Raw genomic sequence first — 15038 nt, 5'->3', positions numbered from 1 at the left:
GTGTGCGGTTTTGAGTATGTACGAGTTTAATCTGGTGCTGCTGTTGCTTCAGCAGATGTGCGTGTTTCTGGTCATTGCCTGGCTGATGAGCAAAACGCGCCTGTTTATCCCGCTGATGCAGGTCACCGTCCGTCTGCCGCATAAGCTGCTCTGCTACGTCACCTTCTCTATTTTCTGCATCATGGGGACTTATTTTGGTCTCCATATCGAAGACTCTATTGCTAATACGCGCGCTATCGGCGCGGTGATGGGCGGACTGCTGGGCGGTCCCGTCGTCGGTGGCCTTGTCGGTTTAACCGGGGGTCTGCATCGCTATTCCATGGGCGGTATGACGGCGCTCAGCTGTATGATCTCGACGATCGTGGAAGGGCTGCTCGGCGGGCTGGTGCATAGCTATATGATAAAACGCGGTCGCCCGGATAAAGTCTTCAGCCCGCTCACGGCCGGTGCCATTACCTTTGTGGCCGAAATGGCGCAGATGGCGATCATTCTGCTGATTGCCCGTCCGTTTGAAGATGCGCTGCACCTGGTCAGCAGTATTGCCGCCCCGATGATGGTAACCAACACCGTGGGCGCGGCGCTTTTTATGCGTATTCTGCTCGACAAGCGCGCCATGTTTGAGAAGTACACCTCGGCCTTTTCCGCCACGGCGCTGAAGGTCGCCGCCTCGACCGAAGGGATACTGCGCCAGGGCTTTAACGAAGAGAACAGCATGAAGGTGGCGCAGGTGCTCTACAAGGAGCTGGATATCGGCGCGGTGGCCATCACCGACCGCGAGCGGCTGCTGGCCTTTACCGGTACCGGCGACGATCACCATCTGCCGGGCAAACCGATCTCCTCAGCCTACACGCTGCGCGCCATTGAAACCGGCGAGGTGGTCTATGCCGACGGTAACGAAGTGCCTTATCGCTGTTCGCTGCACCCGCAGTGCAAGCTGGGCTCCACGCTGGTGATTCCGCTGCGCGGCGAGAATCAGCGGGTGATGGGCACCATCAAACTGTATGAGGCGAAAAACCGTCTGTTCAGCTCGATCAACCGCACGCTGGGGGAGGGGATCGCTCAGCTGCTGTCCGCGCAAATCCTCGCCGGGCAGTATGAGCGGCAGAAAGCCCTGCTGACGCAGTCTGAGATTAAACTGCTGCATGCCCAGGTCAACCCGCATTTCCTGTTTAATGCCCTCAACACGCTCAAAGCGGTGATCCGCCGCGACAGCGATCAGGCCGCCCAGCTGGTGCAGTTTCTGTCGACCTTTTTCCGCAAGAACCTGAAACGGCCGTCTGAGATTGTGACCCTCGCTGATGAGATTGAGCACGTGAACGCCTATCTGCAAATTGAGCAGGCGCGTTTCCAGTCGCGCCTGCAGGTGACGCTCTCGGTGCCGGACGAGCTGGCGTATCAGCATCTCCCGGCCTTTACCCTGCAGCCTATTGTCGAGAACGCCATTAAGCACGGTACATCGCAGCTTCTGGGAACGGGGGAGATAACCATTGCCGCCAGCAGTTTTAATCACCATCTGGTGCTGGATATTGAAGATAATGCCGGGCTCTATCAGCCTTCCGCTTCAGGCGGTTTGGGGATGAGCCTGGTGGATAAACGCCTGCGCGCCCATTTTGGCGACGACTGTGGCATTACCGTCGCCTGCGAGCCTGACCGATTTACCCGTATTACCGTACGACTGCCGCTGGAGGAAAACGCATGTTAAGAGTGCTGATTGTGGATGACGAGCCGCTGGCACGGGAAAACCTGCGCGTTCTGCTGCAGGAGCAGCCGGATATTGAGATTGTGGGGGAGTGCGCCAACGCCATTGAGGCCATCGGCGCGGTGCACAAACTGCGTCCGGACGTGCTGTTCCTCGATATTCAGATGCCCCGCATCAGCGGCCTGGAGATGGTGGGCATGCTCGACCCGGAACATCGTCCCTACATCGTGTTTCTGACGGCGTTTGATGAATATGCCGTTAAGGCCTTTGAGGAGCACGCGTTTGACTATTTACTCAAGCCGATTGAAGAGAAGCGCCTTGAAAAAACGCTCACCCGTTTACGCCAGGAGCGCACCGTACAGGACGTCACGCTGCTGCCGGAAAACCAGCAGCCGCTGAAGTTTATCCCCTGCACCGGGCACAGCCGGATTTATCTTCTGCAGATGGATGATGTGGCCTTTGTCAGCAGCCGTCTGAGCGGGGTGTTTGTCACCAGCGCGGAGGGGAACGAAGGGTTTACCGAGCTGACCCTGCGCACGCTGGAGAGCCGCACGCCGCTGATTCGCTGTCACCGCCAGTACCTGGTGAATATGGCGCACCTGAAGGAGATCCGCCTGGAAGATAACGGCCAGGCCGAGCTGGTGCTGCGTGCCGGGCAAACGGTACCCGTCAGCCGTCGCTATCTGAAGAGTTTGAAAGAGGCGATTGGCCTGTAAAACTGATACACTGCGCGCCATTGCATCATCGACATTCGAAGGCTCTATGCTAAGTAACGATATTCTTCGTAGCCTGCGCTACACCCTGAAAGCGAACAATAACGACATGGTGCGCATTCTTGCGTTGTCCGACATGGAATCCACGTCTGCCGGTTTCGACACCTGGATGACCAAAGAAGACGAAGAGGGCTTTGTCCGCTGCCCTGACATCATTCTGTCGGGTTTCCTGAACGGCCTGATTTACGATAAGCGTGGCAAAGATCCGGCCGCACCAGAGCTGGCGCTGGAGCGGCGGGTGAACAACAACACGGTGCTGAAAAAGCTGCGCATCGCTTTCTCGCTAAAAACGGACGATATCGTGGCGATCATGACCGAGCAAAAATACCGCGTATCCGTGCCGGAAGTGACCGCCATGATGCGCGCGCCGGATCATAAAAACTACCGCGAGTGCGGCGACCAGTTTCTGCGTAATTTCCTGCGCGGGCTGACCCACCGGGTGCATCACCCGAAGGCGTGATTGCGGAATGGGGGCGGCCTGATGCCCTCACCCCGACCCTCTCCCACGGGGAGAGGGAGAAAACAAAATGCCATAAAAAAAGCCGGAGATTATCTCCGGCTTTTTTCTTATTTCACCTGCTGACCCGGCTTCGCGCCTTCGTCAGGGCTTAACAGGAAGATATCTTTCCCGCCAGGGCCTGCGGCCATCACCATCCCCTCAGAAATGCCGAAGCGCATTTTACGCGGCGCCAGGTTAGCCACCATCACGGTCTGACGGCCGATCAGCACCTGCGGGTCCGGATAGGCGGAACGGATGCCGGAGAAGACGTTGCGCTTCTCACCGCCCAGATCCAGCGTCAGGCGCAGCAGCTTGTCTGAACCCTCCACGAACTCCGCGTTTTCAATCAGCGCCACGCGCAGGTCAACTTTAGCGAAATCATCGAAGGTAATGGTTTCCTGAATTGGATCGTCTGCCAGCGGGCCGGTAACAGGTGCCGCAGCCGCCTTCACCTCTTCTTTAGACGCTTCCACCAGGGCTTCAACCTGCTTCATCTCGATGCGGTTGTACAGCGCCTTGAAGGTGTTCACCTTGTGGCCGAGCAGCGGCTGCTGGATAGCATCCCAGGTCAGTTCGGTATTCAGGAACGCTTCAGCCCGGGCTGCCAGCTGCGGCAGTACCGGCTTCAGCCAGGTCATCAGCACGCGGAACATGTTCAGCCCCATGGTGCAGATCGCCTGCAGATCGGCGTCGCGGCCTTCCTGTTTCGCGACAACCCACGGGGCCTGCTCGTCCACATAGCGGTTGGCAACATCGGCCAGCGCCATGATTTCGCGAATCGCTTTACCGAATTCACGGCTTTCCCAGGCTTCACCAACCGCAGCGGCGGCATCGGTGAAGGTTTTATACAGCTCAGGATCGGCCAGTTCTGCAGAAAGCACGCCGTCAAAACGCTTGGCGATAAAACCCGCGTTACGCGACGCCAGGTTCACCACCTTGTTCACGATGTCCGCGTTCACGCGCTGTACGAAATCTTCCAGGTTCAGATCGATATCGTCGATGCGGGAAGAGAGCTTCGCGGTGTAGTAGTAGCGCAGGCTGTCCGCATCGAAGTGGTTCAGCCAGGTGCTGGCCTTGATGAACGTCCCGCGGGACTTGGACATCTTCGCGCCGTTCACCGTCACGTAGCCGTGAACAAACAGGTTGGTTGGCTTGCGGAAGTTGCTGCCTTCCAGCATGGCCGGCCAGAACAGGCTGTGGAAGTAAACGATGTCTTTACCGATGAAGTGGTACAGCTCGGCAGTGGAATCTTTCTTCCAGTATTCGTCGAAGCTTACGGTGTCGCCACGCTTGTCGCACAGGTTCTTGAAGGAGCCCATGTAGCCGATTGGCGCGTCCAGCCAGACGTAGAAGTACTTGCCCGGCGCGTTCGGGATTTCAAAGCCGAAGTACGGCGCATCGCGGGAGATATCCCACTGCTGCAGGCCGGATTCGAACCACTCCTGCATTTTGTTCGCCACCTGCTCCTGCAGGGCGCCGCTGCGGGTCCACGCCTGCAGCATTTCGCTGAAGGACGGCAGATCGAAGAAGAAGTGCTCGGAGTCACGCATCACAGGCGTGGCGCCGGAAACCACGGATTTCGGCTCGATAAGCTCGGTCGGGCTGTAGGTTGCGCCGCACACTTCGCAGTTATCGCCGTACTGATCCGGGGATTTACATTTCGGACAGGTGCCTTTGACGAAACGGTCCGGCAGGAACATGCCTTTTTCCGGATCGTACAGCTGAGAGATGGTGCGGTTTTTGATAAAACCGTTCTCTTTCAGACGGGTGTAGATCAGCTCCGACAGCTCGCGGTTTTCATCGCTGTGCGTGGAGTGATAGTTGTCATAGCTAATGTCAAAGCCAGCAAAATCGGTCTGATGCTCCTGACTCATTTCGGCAATCATCTGCTCCGGGGAGATCCCCAGCTGCTGCGCTTTCAGCATGATCGGCGTGCCGTGGGCATCGTCCGCACAGATGAAGTTAACCTCGTGGCCGCGCATTCGCTGGTAACGGACCCAGACATCAGCCTGGATATGCTCCAGCATGTGGCCGAGGTGGATTGAGCCGTTGGCGTACGGCAGTGCGCACGTTACCAGAATTTTCTTCGCGACTTGAGTCATAGTAGGCATTACTTCTTTTAACTGTGAAAAGGGTTTTTGATATTACCAAAAGGGGCATTATTAAGTAAGCACAAACCACGGCCTTTCAGGTAAACTTGTTCATCTAAGGTCTTATTCACAAGAACAAAGGAGTCGGGATGAGTTCTCAATCCCAGGCCAAATCACCGGAAGCCTTACGAGCAATGGTCGCCGGGACGCTGGCTAACTTTCAGCATCCAACCCTGAAGCATAATCTCACTACGCTGAAAGCGTTACACCACGTTGCCTGGCTGGACGATACGCTGCACATTGAGCTGCAGATGCCGTTCGTCTGGACCAGCGCCTTTGACGCGCTGAAAGAGCAGACCAGCTCTGAGCTGCTGCGCATTACCGGTGCGAAGGCGATCGACTGGAAGCTGAGCCACAGCATCGCCACGCTGAAGCGCGTGAAAAACCAGCCTGGCGTGAACGGCGTGAAAAATATCATTGCCGTCAGCTCGGGCAAGGGTGGAGTAGGGAAATCCTCTACCGCCGTTAACCTGGCGCTCGCGCTGGCAGCGGAAGGGGCAAAGGTCGGAATTCTGGATGCGGATATCTACGGTCCGTCTATTCCGAATATGCTGGGCGCGGAAAACCAGCGCCCAACCTCGCCGGACGGGACCCACATGGCGCCAATCATGGCCCACGGTCTGGCGACCAACTCCATCGGTTACCTTGTGACTGACGATAACGCCATGGTCTGGCGTGGCCCGATGGCCAGTAAAGCGCTTCTGCAGATGCTGCAGGAGACGATGTGGCCGGATCTGGATTATCTGGTGCTGGATATGCCGCCGGGCACCGGTGACATTCAGCTGACGCTGGCGCAGAACATTCCGGTGACGGGGGCGGTCGTCGTGACTACGCCGCAGGATATTGCGCTGATCGACGCTAAGAAAGGCATCGTGATGTTCGAGAAGGTGGAAGTGCCGGTGCTCGGTATCGTGGAGAACATGAGCATGCACATCTGCAGCAACTGCGGTCACCACGAACCTATCTTCGGTACGGGTGGCGCAGAAAAACTGGCCGCGAAGTATCACACCCAACTGCTGGGACAGATGCCGCTGCACATTACCCTGCGCGAAGATCTGGATAGCGGCAAGCCGACGGTTGTCAGCCGTCCGGACAGCGAATTTGCAGAGATGTATCGTCAGCTGGCGGGACGCGTTGCGGCGCAGCTCTACTGGCAGGGCGAAATCATCCCAGGGGAAATCGCGTTCCGCGCGGTGTAACGCCTTAGCGTAGAATTGCCGGGTGGCGCTTCGCTTACCCGGCCTACAAGTGGCACCATCACGTAGGTCGGGTAAGGCGAAGCCGCCACCCGACTTTAACCCAACCGATAGTGCATCAAATAATACTCTCCCTCCGGAGAATCACCCGTCGCCTCAATGTGCCAGCCGTGCCGCTGGTAAAACGCGACAGCCCGCGCATTCTTCACCAGACACTTAAGCGAACCCGTACTGGTAAAGGTCTTCTGAACCTGTTCCAGGAGTAACTTCCCGACCCCGAGGTTCTGATACTGCGGATCCACAAACAGGTTGTGAAGAAAATTATCGTTCGTCCAGACGGAGGCAAAACCCAGGCGATGGCCGTTCTGCGTGGCAACCCAAATCACTTCGTCACGGGTCGCCGCGTCAAAGTCTTCCAGCTGCCAGTCTGAACCGTCCAGCCATGGCCAGGCTTCACGCCGGGCGTGGAGGAAAAGCGTGCGCAGGAAAGGGCGATCGATTTCCTGCCAGGGGCGGATCAGAATGGTATTAGCGGTGATAGAAAATATCTCCGTTATAGGCTTTGTAGATTTTGCCGTCCGCATCACCGATCAGCACGTAGTTCTCACCCATGTAGGTCCAGTGGGTTCCGGCATCCGGAGCCGGCAGGTTACGCAGCTGGTATTGTTTGATGGTGTACTCGGGCGTCTGATACTGCGCCGGTGCCGTGTCGCCAATCTTGAATTTCGTGAAGTCAGCGATGAACTCTTGTTCTTCGTAGGCCTTGATGCCGGAGGGGGCAGCGGCCGGTTGCGGGGCAGAGAATGCAGATCCCGCCAGAGACAGTAATACACCCAGAAGCAGCAATTTACGCTTAGCCATTTTTTCTCCAGTGATATCGTGACAGATACTTTTCGTCTGCGGGTCGTGCAAAGCGGAGCAGACAGTCCATTTTAAGTATCAACGCAGGGTATGTTTGAAAAAAAATGTAACAAAAGTGGACGGTTTTGTGTAGTCGAATTGGAAGATGTCTATCATTGTGGTGAATATTACCTGCGCTTTATATTTTTAAAATTTATTATTTCGCTACTCAATTCTCAAAAGGAATTTTCACGTCAAAATTGGACTGCTATGCGAATGCTTTACCATTAAAGAAGATTTAATATTGTTTTTGAGTGAAGCGGGCTTACTTCCGTTTTATTACAGGGCTGAGTATTGCTTTTGTTTTTTAGAGAGCAATTTGGTCATGTTTTGTTATGCCAGAATTTCATATTGCAGAAGAATAAGCAATTAAATTTCATAAAGTTAGGTGAGACCTCTTCGCAAGCCTGACGATAAACGCAACGTTAAAAAGAAATTTTTATATAATGAAAGGTACAACTGTATTTTCGCTTTTATTTCTTACTGTTAGTCAATTAACAGGGTGTGTATTTTCCCCCGGCCAGAACTTAAGTGTATCCGGGAAAAAAGTCATTTCTGCAGAAGACGCCAATTATCAGCTTGATAAGCGCGTAGAAGTTTTTCCACTAACGCCGGGTTTGATTGAAAAGCTGCGTCCGACCGTATCAAAATCTCAGGCGAATCCTAATCTGGATGAGCAGATCAAAAACTGGGAATACCGTATAGGCACAGGCGACATCCTGACGGTCACCGTCTGGGATCACCCTGAATTAACGACGCCCGCGGGACAATATCGTAGTGCGAGCGATGCAGGCAACTGGGTCAACGCCGATGGTACGCTCTTTTATCCCTACGTCGGTAAGCTGCGGGTGGCGGGAAAAACAGTTTCACAGGTACGTGAAGAGATTACAGCGCGACTGGATAAAGTCATTGAGAGCCCGCAGGTGGACGTCAGCATTGCCGCCTTCCGTTCCCAAAAAGCCTATGTCACCGGAGAGGTCGAAAAATCGGGCCAACAGCCCATAACCAATATTCCACTGACGGTGATGGATGCGGTTAACGCCGCTGGCGGTCTTTCTGCGGATGCCGACTGGCGTAACGTCGTGCTCACGCATGATGGCAAGGACTCCCGCCTTTCGCTCTATGCGCTGATGCAGAATGGCGATTTGACCCAAAACAAGCTGCTTTATCCTGGCGATATCCTGTTTATTCCCCGGAACGACGCGCTGAAAGTGTTCGTGATGGGCGAGGTGGTCAAGCAGAGCACGCTTAAGATGGATCGTAGCGGCATGACGCTGGCCGAAGCCCTGGGGAATGCCGGGGGGCTTAACCAAAATATGGCCGATGCAACCGGCATTTTTGTTATTCGACAGGTATTTAAGAAAGGCGGCACGGACAAAATCGCCAATATCTATCAACTAAATGCGGAAGATGCTTCAGCCATGGTGCTGGGTACGGAATTCCAGCTGGAGCCGTATGACATTGTCTACGTCACCACCTCACCGTTATCCCGGTGGAATCGCGTGATATCGCAGCTGGTGCCTACTATCAGTGGCGTACATGACCTGACTGAAACCGTTCGTTACATCAGATCGTGGCCGCAATAATGTTCCAGTCAATCTTAGTGGTCTGCACCGGCAATATTTGCCGTTCACCGATGGGGGAGCGGCTGTTGCGCCAGCAATTGCCTGGCAAGCAGGTGACCTCAGCAGGTATTTTTGGACTTGAAGGACGCCCGGCGGATGCAGCTGCGCAGGCTGTGGCCCGGCGTCATGGTGTTTCGCTGGAAGGTCATGTTGCCCGCAAGGTGACGCGCAGCCTGTTGCAAAAATCCGATTTGATTCTGGTGATGGAGCCGGAACATCTCCGTTACATAGCCGCTATGGCCCCGGAGAACCGGGGAAAATCGCTACTCTTTGGACAATGGCTGGAAACCAGGGACATTCCCGACCCGTATCACAAAAGTCGCGAAGTCTATGAATATGTTTTCGAGCAATTGGGGAAAGCCAGTCAGGAATGGGCTCGTCGTTTGAGTCAACAAGGAATGAAGCCGTAATGTCGTCTTCTAAATCAGATAAAAATAGTGCTGCGACACCGCAGAATAATGAAATCGATCTTCTTCAGTTGCTTGCTGAGATGGTTGATAACCGGGTGACTATCGCGTGTGTCACGCTCCTGCTCACCGTATGCGCGGGTATCTACGCGTTCAGCGCCACGCCAGTTTATCAGGCCGATGCCCTGGTGCAGGTAGAAGCCAGACAAAGTAACTCGCTGCTCAAGAACCTGCCCCCGTTCGGGTCCGATCTCTCGCCAGAGGTCGCGCCGGAACTTTTACTCCTTAAATCGCGGATGATTCTGGGAGAGACCGTTGATCAACTAGGGTTGACGTACAGCGTTAAGCGACGCGTGTTTCCTGTCATCGGGCCTCTGTGGGAATACGTGCGGGGACGTAAATCCGATGAAATAAAGATTGGCGCGCTGGCTATTCCCCTTCTGGAAGGAAAGCCACAAAAGCTATTACTTACCGTACAGGAGAAAGGGCGGTATCGTCTTGAGGGTAAAAACCTTGAAGCAGACGGCATCGTGGGGAAAACGCTGGTTAAAGACGGAATATCGCTTCTGGTAACATCCCTCCGCGCGGAACCAGGCACCCAGTTTACCCTCGAAACCGTCACAAGGCTTGACGCGATCAACGCCATTCAGAACAGGCTTACGGTTGTTGAGTCGGCGAAACAGAGCGGTATGATCGCATTAACATTAATGGGTGAAGATCCCGCCAGGATCGCCACGGTACTTAATACCATTGCTGATAGTTTTCTCAGCCAGAATATTGCGCGCCAGGAAGCGAAAGATTCCCGCAGCCTCACGTTCTTACAGGAGCAATTACCTAAGATCAGCCGGGAACTGGATGAAGCTGAAGCGCGACTGAATGCCTACCGAGAGCAACGCGATTCTGTCGACTTATCTCTGGAAGCGAAGTCAGTCCTTGATCAGGTTGTTAACGTGGAAAACCAGCTTAACGAGCTGACGTTCCGCGAAGCAGAGGTTTCACAGCTTTTCAAAAAGGACCATCCCACCTACCGTGCCTTGACGGAGAAGAAACAAACGCTTGAGCGGGAGCGTGCGCGCCTGAATAATCGAGTCTCAACCATGCCTTCCACGCAGCAGGAGATCTTACGGCTGAGTCGCGACGTTGAATCCGGGCGTACTATATACCTGCAGTTGCTGACGCGTCAGCAAGAGCTGAGTATCTCGCGCTCCAGCGCTATCGGGAACGTGCGGATTATAGACCCGGCCGTAGCGAAGCCAGATCCGATCAAACCGCACAAAGCGCTCATTATCATACTGGGTATGCTGATGGGGTTGATGCTCTCTGCCGGAATGGTTTTAGTGCGTTCAGCCTTTAATCGGGGCATTACCTCTTCTGAACAACTGGAATTGCAGGGGATACCGCTTCTGGCGACGCTTCCGCGCTCGGTATGGCTCTGGAAAAAAACGCACCTGCGCAGGAAAACCCTGTTTGCGTCCCACTGGAGGCACAGGACGTCGAACGTTCCTTTTCTGCCCGTTGACCGTCCGGCAGATATGTTTGTCGAGGCGGTGCGCGGGCTGCGCACCAGTCTGCATTTTACCATGATGGAGGCCACAAACCGGATCGTCGTGGTGTCTGGCCCCACGCAGGACTGCGGAAAGACGCTGGTCAGTACGTCACTGGCGTCGATTGCCGCTCAGGCCGGACAGCGAGTGCTGTTTATTGATGCGGATATGCGCAAGGGATATGTCCACAATGTTTTCAAACTGAGCAATCATCGGGGATTATCCTGCGTGCTCGGCGGAGTCGTTGAGTGGCAGGAGGCAATTCAACGCGTCGAGAAAGGCGGTTTTGATGTATTGACCTGCGGACCCCAATCTTCGCATCCCGTTGAGCTGCTCATGAGTGAACGCTTCCAGGTCGTGATGTCTCAGATGGACAAACTGTATGACATTGTTATCGTCGATACCCCGCCTGTGCTTGCCGTAACGGATGCCTTGCTGATAGCCAGAACAGCGGCTACCACGCTGCTGGTCGCCCGCTTTGGTAAAACCAGCGTAAAGGAGATCGAGAACTGCCTGAAGCGTCTGCAGCAAATGGGTGTGCAGGTGAATGGCGCGATCCTCAATGATATCGTGAAATCTGCCGTGCTCTATTACAACTCGGGATATAGCTATTACGACTACGGTTATACCCAGGAGTAAACCTGGCGCGACACTTCTTTACAGCGTGATGGTGTATTGCCCGCTAAGATGACCTTCGTTAAATCAAGAGGTCACAATGGAAAACCGCAAAATGAGTCGACTGCGCCGCTGGGTGCGGGAAGGGATCATCCTCGTTCTCCTGACGCTGGTCGTGGTGTGGGCCGTGGATCGGTACCGGAAGCCGACGCTGCCCGCCACCTTTAGCGCAACCCCAATGCAGAGCATTGACGGCAAGATGCACGATATCGCGGCGCTCAGCCAGGATCGCCCGCTGCTGATCTACATCTGGGCGACCTGGTGTAGCATTTGCCGCTACACAACGCCTTCGGTTAATCAACTGGCAGAAGAGGGCGGGAACGTGGTGAGTATCGCCATGCGTTCCGGAGACAACGCAAAGCTTGAGCGATGGGTTGATAAGAAACAGCTGAAAATGCCGGTGATTAACGATGCAAACGGTGATTTGTCGCAGCAGTGGCAGGTGAGCGTCACGCCAACGCTGGTGGTTGTGTCGAAGGGAAATGTGGTGGGTACAACGACGGGCTGGACGAGCTACTGGGGATTAAAATTAAGGATGTGGTGGGCAGGCGTATAAAAATAACCCCTCTCCCGGCGGAAGAGGGGTTTTGTATTACTTAGCCAGAACTTCCTGCGCGGTGCGCTCAACCAGAGACAGCAGGATTTTAATATCTTCCAGCGTCACGGTTGGGTTCAGCAGCGTCAGCTTCAGGCAGGTCACGCCGTTATGCTCGGTCACGCCGACGTTTGCACGGCCTGATTCCAGCAGCGCATCACCAATTTTCTGGTTCAGCAGGGCGATACCCGCGTCGTCCATCTGGACCTGTCCGCGGAAGCGGAACAGGACGCTTGCCAGCTGTGGCTGCATAACCAGTTCCAGAGCAGGCTGCTCTTTCACGTAGGACGCAACCTGCTGTGCCAGCGTGACGCCGTGATCGATGATCGCCGCGTACTGTTCCTGACCCAGCGCTTCCAGGCTCATCCACAGCTTCAGCGCGTCGAAACGACGGGTAGTCTGCAGAGATTTGGACACCAGGTTTGGCACGCCTGCCTCTTCGTCGAACTCAGAGTTCAGGTAGGCCGCCTGGTAGCGCATCAGCTCATAGTGGCGCGCTTCTTTCAGCAGGAACGCGCCGCAGCTGATTGTCTGGAAGAACTGCTTGTGGAAGTCCAGGGTTACGGAATCCACCAGCTCAATGCCGTCCAGGTAGTGACGATACTGCTCAGACATCAGCAGCGCGCCGCCCCAGGCCGCATCAACGTGTACCCAGATGTTCTGCTTCGCGGCAAGCTCTGCAATCGCACGCAGCGGGTCGATAGCACCGGCATCGGTGGTACCTGCCGTCGCGACGATGGCCAGAATCTGCTCGCCGTTCGCATTGCACTGTTCAATTTTCGCCGCCAGATCGGTCAGATCCATACGGGAGAATTCGTCCGTTTTCACCTGCACTACGGACTGGTAGCCCAGACCCATCAGCGCCATGTTCTTCTGCACGGAGAAGTGCGCATTTTCGGAACACAGCACGCGGATTTTACGCAGATCGCCCACCAGGCCGTCCTGCTGAACGGAGTGACCCTGACGCGCGAAGAACGCATCGCGCGCCAGCATCAGGCCCATCAGGTTGCTCTGGGTACCGCCGCTGGTGAAGACACCTGCGTCGCCGGCCTGATAACCCACGCGGGTACGCAGCCACTCGATCAGCTTGATCTCAATGATGGTTGCGGACGGGCTTTGATCCCAGGAGTCCATACTCTGGTTAGTGGCGTTGATCAGCACTTCCGCCGCCTGGCTTACCACCAGGCTTGGGCAGTGCAGGTGCGCCACACACTGCGGGTGATGAACGGACAGGCTGTCTTTCAGGAAGAACTCGACGGCGCGTTCAATCGCCGCTTCGTTGCCCAACCCTTTCGGGTTGAAATCCAGCTTAATACGGTCGCGCAGTTCCGCGACCGTTTTGCCCTGGTACATCTCAGGCTGTTTCAGCCACTGCATCACAGCCTGAGTGCTTTGTTCAATCGCCTGCTGGTAAGCTTCAATGCTCTGCGCAGAGGAGAACAAAATTGGGTTTGAATCAGACATCGTAATCAACAACTCCGGTTACGCCGGGCGAACGCCCGCAGCAAGCAGTGCCTGCTCGAATTTATCCAGGAAGATCTTCAGCTCTTCATCGCTGATCAGCAGAGAAGGCAGCAGACGCAGAACGATACCGTTACGGCCACCGCGCTCCAGAATCAGACCGGCTTCGAAGCACTTCTTCTGAATCAGTGCAGACAGCTCGCCGTCGCCCGGGAAGCAGCCCATGTGGTCAGCGGCTTCGTGTGGCTTAACGATCTCAATACCGATCATCATGCCCAGACCGCGCACGTGGCCGATAACCGGATAACGTTTCGCCATCTCTTTCAGCTGGCCTTTCAGCCATTCGCCCTGTGCAGCCACTTTGCCTGCAATGTTCTGATCTTTCAGGATTTTCAGCGTCGTCAGACCGGTTGCCATCGCCAGCTGGTTGCCGCGGAAGGTACCGGTGTGGTGACCTGGTGCCCATGCATCGAACTGCTTTTTGATACCGAGCACGGCCAGCGGCAGACCGCCACCCACTGCTTTAGACATCACGATGATGTCTGGCTCAATGCCAGCGTGTTCGAAGGCGAAGAATTTACCGGTACGGGCAAAGCCAGCCTGAACTTCGTCGAGGATCAGCAGAATGCCGTGTTCCTGAGTCACTTTACGGATGCGCTGCAGCCATTCAGCCGGAGCCGGGTTCACGCCGCCTTCGCCCTGAACCGCTTCCAGGATCACCGCAGCAGGTTTACGCACGCCGCTTTCAACGTCGTTGATCAGGTTATCGAAGTAGTAAGTCAGCGCTTTCACGCCCGCTTCACCACCGATACCCAGTGGGCAACGGTACTCGTGCGGGTAAGGCATGAACTGCACTTCTGGCATCATACCGTCAACCGCTTCTTTAGGAGACAGGTTGCCGGTCACGGACAATGCGCCGTGGGTCATGCCGTGGTAACCACCTGAGAAGCTGATGATACCGCTACGGCCGGTGACTTTTTTCGCCAGCTTCAGCGCCGCTTCAACGGCGTCAGCACCGGATGGACCGGTGAACTGCAGGCAGTACTCTTTGCCCTGACCAGGCAGCAGAGAGAGCAGGTATTCAGAAAACGCGTCTTTCAGAGGCGTAGTCAGATCCAGGGTATGTAACGGCAAGCCGCTGGTAATGACATTTTGGATGCTTTTCAGCACATCAGGATGGTTATGGCCAAGCGCAAGGGTCCCCGCGCCTGCTAAACAGTCAAGGTATTCTTTATTGTCTGCATCGGTGATCCACACGCCTTCTGCTTTAGTGATGGCTAAAGGCAGTTTGCGCGGATAACTCCTGACGTTAGATTCAAACTCGGCCTGACGGGCCAGATAGGTTTCGTTGCTTTTGTGGGCATCTACGGTGTCAATACGGACTTTATCCGTCATCATATCACTCCTACAACCGCCGCTTCGTTATGAGCCACGATTGAATAAAAAGTTAAAAAACAGATGGGGGCCTGAAAAAAACGCCGCCAATATAGAGCCTTTTGCCACGGGGCTCAATG

Annotated in this window: 13 protein-coding genes; 8 read left to right on the top strand and 5 right to left on the bottom strand. The window is 55.2% G+C overall.

All coding sequences use genetic code 11. From position 1 onward, the window contains the following. The first annotated feature begins 16 nt into the window (after nucleotides 1–16). From V1587_RS17365 to V1587_RS17355, 3 genes are read left to right on the top strand one after another with little or no spacing between them, the layout of a single operon-like run. Nucleotides 17–1702, top strand: coding sequence for a LytS/YhcK type 5TM receptor domain-containing protein (locus tag V1587_RS17365; protein WP_371897270.1), 1686 nt, complete (start codon nucleotides 17–19; stop codon nucleotides 1700–1702). Continuing rightward, complete coding sequence (gene btsR, locus V1587_RS17360) at nucleotides 1696–2415, top strand: two-component system response regulator BtsR (RefSeq protein ID WP_024908144.1); 720 nt, start codon at nucleotides 1696–1698, stop codon at nucleotides 2413–2415. Before V1587_RS17365 ends, btsR begins: the two co-directional genes overlap by 7 nt. A 46-nt stretch (nucleotides 2416–2461) precedes the next feature. Then, entirely contained in the window at nucleotides 2462–2932 is a 471-nt protein-coding gene (locus V1587_RS17355) for a DUF1456 family protein (RefSeq protein ID WP_023312442.1), read from the top strand. A 107-nt stretch (nucleotides 2933–3039) separates the two neighbouring features. Here V1587_RS17355 and metG read toward each other — a convergent pair whose 3' ends face one another. After that, the gene (metG, locus tag V1587_RS17350) at nucleotides 3040–5073 is read right to left on the bottom strand and encodes a methionine--tRNA ligase (RefSeq protein WP_045908657.1); all 2034 of its coding nucleotides are present in this window, start codon (nucleotides 5071–5073) and stop codon (nucleotides 3040–3042) included. 137 nt (nucleotides 5074–5210) lie between these two features. Here metG and apbC point away from each other — a divergent pair, with 137 nt between their 5' ends. Then, entirely contained in the window at nucleotides 5211–6320 is a 1110-nt protein-coding gene (gene apbC, locus V1587_RS17345) for an iron-sulfur cluster carrier protein ApbC (protein ID WP_029740176.1), read from the top strand. A 95-nt stretch (nucleotides 6321–6415) separates the two neighbouring features. Here apbC and V1587_RS17340 read toward each other — a convergent pair whose 3' ends face one another. Further along, nucleotides 6416–6901, bottom strand: coding sequence for a GNAT family N-acetyltransferase (locus tag V1587_RS17340; protein WP_371897268.1), 486 nt, complete (start codon nucleotides 6899–6901; stop codon nucleotides 6416–6418). Continuing rightward, complete coding sequence (locus tag V1587_RS17335) at nucleotides 6846–7178, bottom strand: RcnB family protein (RefSeq protein ID WP_296235877.1); 333 nt, start codon at nucleotides 7176–7178, stop codon at nucleotides 6846–6848. The genes V1587_RS17340 and V1587_RS17335 overlap by 56 nt, the downstream gene beginning before the upstream one ends. 485 nt (nucleotides 7179–7663) lie before the next feature. Here V1587_RS17335 and V1587_RS17330 point away from each other — a divergent pair, with 485 nt between their 5' ends. The 4 genes from V1587_RS17330 (at nucleotide 7664) to V1587_RS17315 (ending at nucleotide 12024) form a co-directional block, all read left to right on the top strand. After that, nucleotides 7664–8803: a polysaccharide export protein gene (locus tag V1587_RS17330; RefSeq protein ID WP_371897267.1), complete on the top strand. Its 1140-nt coding sequence runs from the start codon at nucleotides 7664–7666 to the stop codon at nucleotides 8801–8803. Beyond that, nucleotides 8803–9252 carry a protein tyrosine phosphatase gene (locus V1587_RS17325; protein ID WP_371897266.1) on the top strand — a complete coding sequence of 150 codons (450 nt, stop codon included), beginning with the start codon at nucleotides 8803–8805 and terminating at the stop codon, nucleotides 9250–9252. Before V1587_RS17330 ends, V1587_RS17325 begins: the two co-directional genes overlap by 1 nt. Continuing rightward, complete coding sequence (locus V1587_RS17320; RefSeq protein ID WP_371897265.1) at nucleotides 9252–11432, top strand: polysaccharide biosynthesis tyrosine autokinase; 2181 nt, start codon at nucleotides 9252–9254, stop codon at nucleotides 11430–11432. The genes V1587_RS17325 and V1587_RS17320 overlap by 1 nt, the downstream gene beginning before the upstream one ends. A gap of 76 nt (nucleotides 11433–11508) precedes the next feature. Beyond that, the gene (locus tag V1587_RS17315) at nucleotides 11509–12024 is read left to right on the top strand and encodes a protein disulfide oxidoreductase (protein WP_371897264.1); all 516 of its coding nucleotides are present in this window, start codon (nucleotides 11509–11511) and stop codon (nucleotides 12022–12024) included. A gap of 36 nt (nucleotides 12025–12060) precedes the next feature. On the opposite strand, the gene V1587_RS17310 is transcribed toward V1587_RS17315, so the two are convergent. Both V1587_RS17310 and V1587_RS17305 read right to left on the bottom strand, forming a co-directional pair. Next, nucleotides 12061–13527: an aspartate aminotransferase family protein gene (locus V1587_RS17310; RefSeq protein WP_371897263.1), complete on the bottom strand. Its 1467-nt coding sequence runs from the start codon at nucleotides 13525–13527 to the stop codon at nucleotides 12061–12063. 18 nt (nucleotides 13528–13545) lie between these two features. Further along, nucleotides 13546–14922, bottom strand: a complete 1377-nt coding sequence (locus tag V1587_RS17305; RefSeq protein ID WP_014884533.1) for a diaminobutyrate--2-oxoglutarate transaminase — start codon at nucleotides 14920–14922, stop codon at nucleotides 13546–13548. Between the last annotated feature and the right edge of the window lie 116 nt (nucleotides 14923–15038).

It is taken from the genome of Enterobacter sp. ECC-249, assembly GCF_043965265.1.
Classification (GTDB): domain Bacteria; phylum Pseudomonadota; class Gammaproteobacteria; order Enterobacterales; family Enterobacteriaceae; genus Enterobacter; species Enterobacter quasiroggenkampii.
The sequence above is the reverse complement of the archived record's forward strand: the minus strand, read 5'-3'. Positions and strand labels throughout refer to the sequence as shown.

Coding starts and splice junctions, on each gene's coding strand:
- V1587_RS17365 (WP_371897270.1), top strand. CDS start 17: ATGTACGAGTTTAATCTGGTGCTGCTGTTGCTTCAGCAGATGTGCGTG.
- btsR (WP_024908144.1), top strand. CDS start 1,696: ATGTTAAGAGTGCTGATTGTGGATGACGAGCCGCTGGCACGGGAAAAC.
- V1587_RS17355 (WP_023312442.1), top strand. CDS start 2,462: ATGCTAAGTAACGATATTCTTCGTAGCCTGCGCTACACCCTGAAAGCG.
- metG (WP_045908657.1), bottom strand. CDS start 5,073: ATGACTCAAGTCGCGAAGAAAATTCTGGTAACGTGCGCACTGCCGTAC.
- apbC (WP_029740176.1), top strand. CDS start 5,211: ATGAGTTCTCAATCCCAGGCCAAATCACCGGAAGCCTTACGAGCAATG.
- V1587_RS17340 (WP_371897268.1), bottom strand. CDS start 6,901: ATGCGGACGGCAAAATCTACAAAGCCTATAACGGAGATATTTTCTATC.
- V1587_RS17335 (WP_296235877.1), bottom strand. CDS start 7,178: ATGGCTAAGCGTAAATTGCTGCTTCTGGGTGTATTACTGTCTCTGGCG.
- V1587_RS17330 (WP_371897267.1), top strand. CDS start 7,664: ATGAAAGGTACAACTGTATTTTCGCTTTTATTTCTTACTGTTAGTCAA.
- V1587_RS17325 (WP_371897266.1), top strand. CDS start 8,803: ATGTTCCAGTCAATCTTAGTGGTCTGCACCGGCAATATTTGCCGTTCA.
- V1587_RS17320 (WP_371897265.1), top strand. CDS start 9,252: ATGTCGTCTTCTAAATCAGATAAAAATAGTGCTGCGACACCGCAGAAT.
- V1587_RS17315 (WP_371897264.1), top strand. CDS start 11,509: ATGGAAAACCGCAAAATGAGTCGACTGCGCCGCTGGGTGCGGGAAGGG.
- V1587_RS17310 (WP_371897263.1), bottom strand. CDS start 13,527: ATGTCTGATTCAAACCCAATTTTGTTCTCCTCTGCGCAGAGCATTGAA.
- V1587_RS17305 (WP_014884533.1), bottom strand. CDS start 14,922: ATGATGACGGATAAAGTCCGTATTGACACCGTAGATGCCCACAAAAGC.